General features: G+C 60.8%; 2 protein-coding genes. Both read right to left on the bottom strand.

What is annotated here, in order from left to right:
* Positions 1–620: 620 nt before the first annotated feature.
* Entirely contained in the window at positions 621–9470 is an 8850-nt protein-coding gene (locus tag BLP93_RS15325; RefSeq protein ID WP_092123584.1) for a glycoside hydrolase family 94 protein, read from the bottom strand.
* Positions 9471–9790: 320 nt separating this feature from the next.
* On the bottom strand, positions 9791–10465 hold the full coding sequence (locus BLP93_RS15320) for a response regulator (RefSeq protein WP_092123582.1): 675 nt from the start codon (positions 10463–10465) through the stop codon (positions 9791–9793).
* Positions 10466–10467 lie beyond the last annotated feature (2 nt).

Below are 10467 nucleotides of genomic sequence, written 5' to 3'. Positions count from 1 at the left end.
ACATGCCGTCTCCAAACACCCCGGGCGGATGGTGCGACGCTCCTGTTTTCCCATCGCACCAATGGCAGATTTCCCCATGTAGTTGCAGGGTCACCTCCGCCAGTTTGCTGTAACGAGGCCGAAGCGAGTTCACTTGCGTTAAGGCCTGCACTCTGTCTCGGCCTTTCGGCCTTCTTCCGGCTCGCTTGGCGTCTCGGGTCACCCCTGCTCGCCGAGCCTGGACTTCGTGGTGAACAGGCAATTACCACGGTGGGAACTTTGCATCCCACTGGAATCGCCAGGACTTCGCCTGGCGCACAACTACTCAGCTTGAGAGGGAAAAAGGTGGCTTTTCAAAAACTTGTGGCAAGCATGACCTGGATTCTCGCCTTCGCGGGACTGACTTGTTTTTCCAATGCCCTCTCCGAGTCAGTCATACCCGCGAAGGCGGGTATCCAGTCCGTTTTTACTCGGGTGAGCTGAATAGTTACTGCAAATTTTCCATTTGCCATTGGATGCAACTTCCTCACATGCATTTTGCTTCGTGCTGTGTTGCCTGCAAGTTCCTCAATAATGTAAATGCTCGGCAGTCATACGTGAGGATTTTGAACGTTTGGCAACAACTCCGGCCGTCGTGAATTTCAACGACCCGTCAGCACCACTTCCACCGCATGTTCTTGGCCGTCGTCCACAAGCGCCAAGATCATTTCCGGTTGCACCACCCCGTCCACCGTAACGGTCGCCGCTGCGTCCTCGTCTCCCTGTTGCTGCCTGATCCTGATGCGGTACATGGTTTCCCGAAAGCGGTAGCGGATCGTGAAGGCGTCCCACTGGGGGGACAGGCATGGTTTGAAAGACAATTTGTTGGTTTCCAACCTCAAACCCAGCAGGGATTCCATGATCAGGCGGTACATCCAGGAGGCCGATCCCGTGTACCACGTCCATCCTCCCCGGCCTGTGTGCGGCTCGACGCCGTACACGTCCGCCGCGACCACGTAGGGCTCGACCTTGTATTTTTTCATCTGTTGCGTGGTGTTTCCGTGGTTGACGGGGTTGATCATGGCGAACAGTTCCCAGGCGCGGCGTTTGTCGCCCAGTTCGGCAAAAGCCATGGTCGTCCAGATCGCGGCGTGGGTGTACTGTCCGCCGTTTTCTCGCACGCCGGGCACATAGCCCTTGATATACCCCGGATTCAATGCGGACTTATCGAACGGCGGATCCAAAAGCTGGATCAGGTCGGCATCCCGGCGCACCAGATATTTGTCCACGGCTTTCATGGCTGCCCGCGAACGCTTTTCGTCGCCAACGCCGGACAGAACCGACCAGCTTTGGGCTATCGAGTCGATCCGGCATTCCGGACTTTCAGCGGAGCCGATGGGGGTGCCGTCGTCGAAATACGCCCGGAGGTACCAGGCGCCGTCCCAGCCATGCTCCTCGATGCTTCGGCCAAGCCGCGCGACCTCGTTGCGGCATTTCCTGCTGAAGTCCAGGTCGCCGCGCAGCCGGGCGATCTCGGCGAACCGGTTCAGAACCTCGCACAGGAAAAACGCCAGCCATACGCTTTCGCCCTTGCCTTCGTGGCCGACCATATTCATGCCGTCGTTCCAGTCGCCGGATCCGATCAGGGGCAGGCCGTGCTCGCCGAACCTGAGTCCTCTCTGGATCGCGCGCACGCAATGCTCGTACAGGCTGGCCGTTTCCTCGGACCTGACCGGAAGATCGTAGTAGGATTCCTCGGCGTGCCCCAACTGGCGGCCATTGATGAAGTGGATCGTTTCGTCCAGGATCCCGGTATCGCCGGTGCTTTGGACATAGCGGCACGCGGCCAGGGGCAGCCAGAGAAAGTCGTCGGAACATTTGGTCCGCACCCCTCTGCCGGTTGGCGGGTGCCACCAGTGCTGAACGTCGCCTTCGGGAAACTGGCGTCCGGCACAGCGCAGCAGATGCGCACGCACCAGGCCCGGCTCGGCATGGATCAGGGCCATGGAGTCCTGCAACTGGTCACGGAAGCCGAAGGCGCCTCCGGACTGGTAGTAGCCGCTGCGGCCCCACAGCCGACAGGCGATGGTCTGGTACAGAAGCCAGCCATTGGCCAGGAGATCCACGGACTTGTCGGGGGTTTCCACCTGGACCGCGCCCAGGGTGTGATTCCAGTATCGCCATACGCCTTCCAGCGCTTTTCGGGCCGCGGTGGAATCACGATAGCGTTTGGCGAGACGTGCGGCGTGGCCGTCATCTTGCCCGGCGCCGAGGGTGAACACGATCTCCCGGTCTTCACCGTCGTCCAGATCAAAAACGACATGCATGGCCGCGCAGGGATCTAGCGCGGCTCCGACCCGGCCGGAGAGACGGGACCGGGTCATGGCCGCGGGGCGGGCCAGGGTTCCATTGCGACCGATAAACTCGGTACGGTCCGCGCTGACCGTCCTGGTGGCATGGTCCACGTTAAAAAAGGCCACCCGCCTGCTGAATTCGGAGTTGTACGGGTTGTTCGCCAGAATCGCGCCGCTTTCAGGGTCGATCTCGGTGCTCACGTGCATCCCGGTCTTGGGACGCACATCGCCCAGCACCCACTCGATGAATCCGCTTATCGAGAGCCGTCGCGGACGGCCGCACCGGTTGCGCACCTTGAGCACCGTGAACTTGACCGGCGCGTCCATGGCCACGAACACCCAGACCTCTGAAATGATGCCGCGCTCCGCGTGTTCGAACACCGTGTATCCGAAGCCGTGCCGGGTAACGTAGGGCGAAGCGCCTTTGGCGGGATGCGGCATGGGAGACCAGAAATGGCCGCGATCCTCGTCGCGCAGGTAAAAGGCTTCTCCGCTGGCATCCGTCACCGGATCATTGTGCCACGGGGTCAGTCGGAATTCGTGGGCGTTCTCGCTCCAGGTGTAGGTTGGGCCGTTTTCCGAGACAATGGCCCCGAAATCCGGATTGGCCAGCACGTTGACCCACGGCGCCGGCGTGATCTGCTCGCGACTGGTTGAAATGACGTATTCATGACCATCCGGGGTAAATCCTCCGATTCCATTGAAAAACAGGAGGTCTTCGCGGGGCTGGGCCGGGATGGTGGGCGGCAGGGGGCGAAAAAGACGGGTCGGCGCCAGGGCTGGAATATTCGGGAGATCACGACCGACGCGGTTGAGTTGATCTTCGAGCGTTCCCTGGCTGTCGCGAATGACGACCCGGGCCAGGGCCTGGAAGATGATCCGGTCTTCCTCCGAAATCTGATCAGCATTGCGAACGAACACCTCGCCCGGGCGATCAGCCCGCCTGCCATGCACTCCGGCGGCGATAAACCCCATGATCTGGTCGTGCAGAACCTGCCGATAACCGGCATGGTCTTCATTGATGATCACCATGTCCACGGCCAGCCCTTTGAGACGCCAATAGGCATGGGCCTGAACCAACTGGCGGGCCAGCTCGATGTTTTCCCGACCTTCGATCCACAGCAGGACAATGGGCAGATCGCCGGAAATGGAGTAGCCCCAGAGGCTGGATTGTCCCCGCAGATTTTTCATGATCAGGCCGGGATCGGCACGCAGCCCGGAATTGGCGTAAAGAACCGAGGCCGCGAGCCGCCCGTAGAGCTGCGCATCGGCTTCCGTGGCGTTGATCTGTTGCAAAAGGACCTGACTATGGGTCCAGGCCAGCTCAAAAACCCGGTCCACCAGATACCGGTCCCGGTATTTGCCCACCAGACCCGCGCAGACATCGCGGGTCTTCGCCGCGCCGGTGATGATGTTCACGGTTGCCGATGCTTCCGGCTCCAGGGTGATTTGGCAGCGAATGGCCACGATGGGATCCAGGACCGGACCTTCGCCGCCGGAAAGGGGCGACCGGCTTTGCATGGCTTCGGGAGCGGCCGGAGTGTTCCCGCGACCGACAAACCGCAAGCGGTCGGTCTCATAGGATATCTCGCCCATGTCCGCGTCGTGGACGGCCATGGTGTGAAACATCCACGGCGGCTGCTCGTCGGCAAAGCGGGGCCGCCGGGTCGCCATGATCGCACGCTGGGGCCTGATGATCTCGGTCTGGACGAAGAGATTGCTGAAGGCCGGATGCGCCGCGTCGGACGCCGGCGATGCCAGGACGACTTCCGCGTAGCTGGTCACCTCGATGGACCTGCGGGTCTTGGATCGATTGGTAATGGTGATCCGGCGCAGCTCGGCATCATCCTCGGGGGAAACGGCGATCTCCGTATGGGTGTCGATATCCTCGTCCCGGCGGCGGAACTCGACCCGGCCTTCGGAGAAGATGGCTTCGTAGCGATCGGACGTCTTGAGCGTCGGCTGGTGCGCCGTGGACCAGAAGACGCCGCTGGAAATGTCCCGGATATAGCAGAAGGCCCCCCAATTGTCGCAGGTGCCGTCTTCACGCCACCGGGTCACGGCCAGATCTTTCCAGCGGCTGTACCCGCCGCCGGCATTGGTGACCATGACATGATACGTGCCGTTGGACAGGAGCTGTACCTCGGGGATGGGCGTATTCGGAGTCGTGGAGATGCGCAGCGGCTTCTCCTTCAAGGCGGTGGACGTCTTCCGGGACTCGGAAAGGGCCGAGATCTGCGAGTGGTATGCCGTGGCCTTGGGCAGCCGCTCCTGAAGCAGCAGCACGGTGGCCTGGAACATGGGATTCGCCTCGAACCGTTGCTGCATGGGTTGGTCCAGCAGCAGATGCGTCAGGGCGAGCAGGCTCATGCCCTGATGGTGGGCCATGTAGGACTGAACCACGACCTTCGCCCGCCCGCGAGGCAGATGACTTGGAGTGTAGTCAATGGCCTCGTAGAAGCCGTACCTGCCTTGAAAACCACGAGACGACAACTCCTCGAGATTGCGGCAGGCTGCCTCGGGCGCCACCATGAGCGCCAGGGCCGAAGCATAGGGAGCGATGACCAGATCTTCGGCCAGACCGCGTTGCAGACCGAGACCGGGCACTCCGAAGGCTTTGTACTGGTAGTTGAGCTGACTGTCGGTCATGTTGTAGCCGGATTCCGAAATTCCCCAGGGCACTCCATGTTGCTTGCCGTAGTCGATCTGCCTGGCCACGGCCGCCTTGCAGCTTTGATCAAGGATTGTCTGATCATAGGTGGGCATCAGCAGCAGCGGCATCAGATATTCAAACATGGAGCCGCTCCAGGACAGAAGAACCGACTCCCCGCCGGCAATGGTCAGCAATCGCCCCAGGGCGAACCAGCTTTCCTGGGGAAGCTGACCCTGGGCAATGGCGACGAAACTGCTCAGCCGCGCTTCCGAAGCCAGCAGGTCGTAGAAGCTGCCATCCCTGCGCCCTTCGCTGACGTTGTAGCCGATGGCCAGGAGACGGCGCGTGCTGTTGTACAGGAAGGCGAATTCCATGTTCCGGGCAAGTTCTCGGCAATGGTGCGCAAGATCTTCCAAGCGGACGATTCTTTTTCTTGCGCTGAGGCTGGATTCGATGATCAGCCATTTGAGTTTGTCGAGCTGCTGTCTTTGCTCCGTTGTCTTGCTGCCTTGGCGCAACTCCTCGATCAGGGGCAGCATGTCGTTGTCGAGGCAGGCCAGCCGGCGCAGCGTTGGGATATCCTGGAATGAGGGGATTTGACCGATATTTTCCCCGGAAAGCGACGGCTCGGCCCAGGGCGTCAGCGCGTTCAGTTCATCGAACGCATCCCGACACTGTTGCTCAAGGGAACGCGCCCACCACGCGGCGTCGCTTTCAGGGTCGGCTTCGAAGCTCTGGACTATTGCCTTGGCGGATGTGGCCAGTCGATCGAGGGATTCCTTCAGGGTCCAAAGGTCTGCGTCCGTCGGGCTCTTGTCCGGCGGGGAAGGGCGGATGGACTCCAGGTCTTTCATGAACCGCGTCAGCTCCGCGGGCATGCTTTCACTCGAGACGTCCATGAGAACCATGGCCGTATCGGCAATTCCGTCGAACAGTCGTTCTCCCGTGAGTTTTTCGTCTGGAAGCGCGAGCAACCCTTCGCGCAAGGTCAGCAGGCTTGCTGCCAGGTTTCCGCTGTCCACCGACGAAACGTACATGGGCAGGAGCGGCTTGCGGGTTCGGGTGTCGTACCAGTTGTAGAAATGGCCGCGGTGCCGTGCCAGCCCATCCATTGAATCCAGGGCGTTCTCCGTGCGGTCCATGAAGCGCCCGATGGTGATGTAGCCGAAGTCGCGGGCCGCCAGATTCGAAAGCAGCGCAAACCCCATGTTGGTGGGCGACGTGCGGTGGGCCACCACCTCGCGGGGTGCTTCCTGAAAATTGTCCGGGGGCAGCCAGTTGTCTTCAGGGCCGACGAATTGTTCGAAAAAGGCCCACGTCTTACGGGAAAGTTTGCGCAGGAAGACCAACTGATCATCGGACAGCCGGGCTCTCCGGGGCCGGATGGGCAGACTGATCCACCAGGCGATCAGGGGCGAGGCAAACCAGAGGATCAACACCGGCAAGGCTGCCGGCAGGACCATTGACCGGGCTTGAACCAGATATCCGGTCACGATCATGGCCGTGACCGGAGCGATCCACATCTCGCGAAACGACGCGCCAAGCGCCGACAGCCCTGAAGTTGTTCCTGGCGCTGTTCCTGGCGCGGGTCGTCCCGCGCCCCGGGAGAGGCCCGGCGGGTTCCATTCCAGAAGCCCCCGGCCGGTCACGTTCATCCGCCACAGGGTTCGCAGGATGGCGGCGGTGTTGGTCGCGGCCTCGTACGGCAGGCAGAGCAGCGTGAACGTGGACTGGGCAAGGCATCTCCCGATGGCCTGTGCCGCGCTTGAAAGGTGATGGCTGATCAGGGCGTGTCCGGTGGTATTGAAGAAACCCATCAGGCAGTTGATCAGGGCCGGAACCAGCACGATGCCGATGACCACCGCGGTCCAGAACCAGGGCGAGGACAAGACGGTCCAGCCGAGCAGGAGCAGCAGGGTCAGCACCATGGGCACGAGGCTGCGCCGGAGATTGTCGAAGATCTTCCAGCGGGACAAGAGCGAGAGCGCATTCTTCGTGAATTTGGTCTTCGGGCCGGGGACGCCTGGAAAAAGCCAGCGCAGAATCTGCCAGTCCCCGCGAATCCAGCGTACGCGGCGGCTCACGTCCTCGGCGTAGCGCCCCGGATACTCTTCGAAGAGCTGCACGTCGCTGATCAGCCCGGACCGGGCATGGCACCCTTCGATAAGATCGTGGCTGAGGATCAGATTTTCGGGAAAACGATCCTTGAGCACCTGTTCGAAGGCGTCGACGTCGTAAATGCCCTTGCCGATGTACGAACCTTCGCCGAAGAGGTCTTGGTAGAGGTCCGAAACGACCCCGGTGTAGGGATCGATGCCGGCGTCATTCCCGTGCATGCGGGCATAGCGCGACCTGTTGGTTCCCGGCAGGCTGACCGCCACCCGGGGCTGCAGGATGCCGTACCCGGACACGATGCGCCCCTTGTTCGCGTCGTATCGGGCACGGTTCAAGGGATGGGCCATCGCGCCCACGAGCTGCCATGCGGTATCCCGCGGCAGTTCCGTGTCCGTGTCCAGGGTGATGACGTACTTCACGTCCCGCAACATTTCGAGATTGCCGACGATCAGCGCGAAACCGCCCCCGGAATCGGCACTAATACCAGCATCGACGCCACTATCAGGACTGCCCCCAAGACCACGATTGAGACTGCCTCCAAGACTGCCGCGGAGCAGGGCATTCAGCGCCGCGAGCTTGCCCCGCTTCCGTTCATGGCCCATCCAGAGCCGCTCCCGTGGATTCCACTGTCGGGGACGATGAAAAAGAAAGAATGCGTCAGCACTTTCTTTGTACTTCTCGTTCAACCCTTCGATTCCCTGCCGGGCCAGCAGCACCAGCGGAGCATCCCCGGCGACGTTCTCCTCGTCCGCGTCCGGGAGGTCGGTCAGCAGGCCAAAGCGCAGGTTTTCCTCCCGTCCGGCCAGAAATCGGACTTCCAGGGCACGTATCAGCTCCGTGACATGCTCCGGACTGGAAAGCATTGCCGGGACAACGACCAATGTGGAAAAATCGGGAGGAATCCCTCTGGAAAAATCCATGCGGGGCAGTGCATGCGGTTTGGCAAGACGGGTTGCGACAAGGTTGACCAAAGCCATGGCCGGCTGGCTGACCGCCAGCAGGAAGATGGCGGCCGCGAACAAAAACAGCACGCCGTCCAACCCGTCCGCATGTGTCTTTGCCAGCAAACCCGCGGTAAAGATCCCCGTGAGGAGAAGAATCGAGCCGAGATACAAGAGCAGGGGAAAACGGCGCGCAATTCCGCGCAGCTTGTCCAGGGCCGTTGATCCGGCACGGACCCGGGCTTCAAGTTGGGCCCGCCCGGCATCGATGAGGTAGAAGCCGACATGACCCATCCGACTGTCGCCATCCGCATCGGCGGCGCCTTGCCTTGCCAGTTCGATGGCTGTTCGGGCCACGTCCACTTCGGTGAGTGCGCTTTTCCGGGCGATCTTCTCCACGACGTGCCGGTATTGATCACGGGTGTTGAAATGCATTTGGCTGTGAATTCCGGCCGGATCTTCTTGCAGGATGTGCTCAACGGCGCTCAGGGTTTCCACGAATCGGCGCCAGTCGATGACGCTCAGAACGCGCAGACCCGCGATGCTGCTGCTGATGGAAAGCTGATCAGCGGCCTGTTGTTGATTCTCGGACTGGACCATCTGATCGATGGTCAGGCGGGATTCCGAGAGTTGCTGCTCAAGCCAGGCCAGGGGCAGTGCGAGTGCTGCTCCCTGCCCCTGAAGACGCCGAACCAGTTCCGCGACAAAGGAACTGGTCATGGGCGGTGTTGCCCTGGCCATGTCGGCAACCGCGAGGATCAGGTGTTTCCGGTTATTTTGCGCTGTCTCGATAATCGTATCGGCCCATTGCCCGGCCAGTTCACGGTGGACCCGGTTCACGGCGATTCGAGCTGCAATCCGTCGCAGATTCTCGATCAGGGCCAGGCGCAACATGATCGGAATGGCCCACAATTCTCCCAATTGCAAGGGCGTCACCGTCTGGTAGGCGGAAACGAAACCGCTCAGGCTCTCCAGTTCCACACGGCCGTCGCCGTGAGCGATGGTCTCCAGGGCAATGTCGTACACCCGGGGAAGCCCCCTGGACGGACCGTTCTTCAGGCGGGGAAGCTTTTTGGCGTAGCCCTTGGGCAACAGCTTCCTCGCCACAAGAATCTGTTCTTCGATCAGATAGAAGTTGTCCAGCAGCCATTCCCCTGCCGGAATAATCACGCGGTTGGCCTGCACGACCTCGGTCAACAGATCGCGAACCTCGAAAAGGACTTTCTCGTTCTTGGCAAGCCTGGCCAGCAGTCGTTCCGGGGCATGCCCTCGGTCCAGGGCATGCAACCCCGCGAGGATTTTGCCGTGCTCCTCCATCTGAGAGGTGCTGAACAGCTCGGCACGCAACGGCGCTTCGTCGCCTTCGTTCTTTTGGAAACGGGCATCCCCGCGCAAACGCCCCCAGAGTTGCGCTGATTTATCAATAATTGTCGCCGCGGAGAGTGCCATGGCAAAAGCATCCTTTGAGTAGAAACCATCAAAACCGAACAGGGGCGGTTCGCGAACCGCCCCTGTGAAAGCAGGCTGTGCTCCTTGTAACAAAGGTTGCTCGCCGGACTTCGGATCGTCGATACAAGAATATCCGTCTTGTTGGCGCTGCGTCTGTAGGGGAAGGGCTTGCTGTTTACGAGAAGAAGTCCCGGGAGTCGGGAATATCTCCCGGGGTTGATATTGAGGAGGGTGTTTGATGGATTTGAATTGAAGGGAGAGCTGGGGGAGGATGTTCTCTTATGGCGTAAAGTCCTGTGGTAGTCGAGAAATAACGGGGCTCAATCCTTCCACTGGTCCACATCGATCAGCCCGATCCTGACCGCGTAGCGAATCAGGTCCATGGGACGCCGGAGTTCGAGCTTGCGCATGATGTTGGTACGGTGGTTCTCCACTGTTTTCGGGCTGATGCAAAGCCGGTTCGCAATTTCCTTGGCCGTTTGACCTTCCGCCAGCAGTCGCAAGATCTTCTGCTCGCGTGGCGTCAGGCTCGCGTAGTCGTCGTCGACCGACCGTACACCAGGGGTATTTACAATTCCCAGGACCACTTCCCGGGAAACCGAACTGTCCAGAAAAAACGTGCCGGTGGCCACGGCTTCGAGCGCTTTCAGCAATCCGTCGCCAGCGGATTCCTTGACCATGTATCCCAGGGCTCCGGCCTGGAAGGCTTCGGTGATGTAGTCCATGCCGGAATGCATGCTGACCACCAGGACCCGCGTGTCGGGCAGGGTGCTTTTCAGGCCCCGGACCAGATCGATGCCGTTCTGCCCACCGGACAGGGATATGTCCACCAGGGCAAGATCAGGCCGCAACGCCTTGGCCCGCCAAAGCCCCTCCTCCGCGTCCCCGGCCTCCCCCGCCACCTCGAATGCCGGGCTTCGAGCGATTATCGCCTTCAGACCTTCCCTGTAGAGCGGGTGGTCATCGACGATCAACACTGTTTTTTTCTGTGTCATGC

Origin of the sequence: Desulfonatronum thiosulfatophilum, from assembly GCF_900104215.1 — a bacterium.
GTDB classification, from domain to species: Bacteria; Desulfobacterota; Desulfovibrionia; order Desulfovibrionales; family Desulfonatronaceae; genus Desulfonatronum; species Desulfonatronum thiosulfatophilum.
This window is presented reverse-complemented; position numbering and strand designations above follow the sequence as displayed.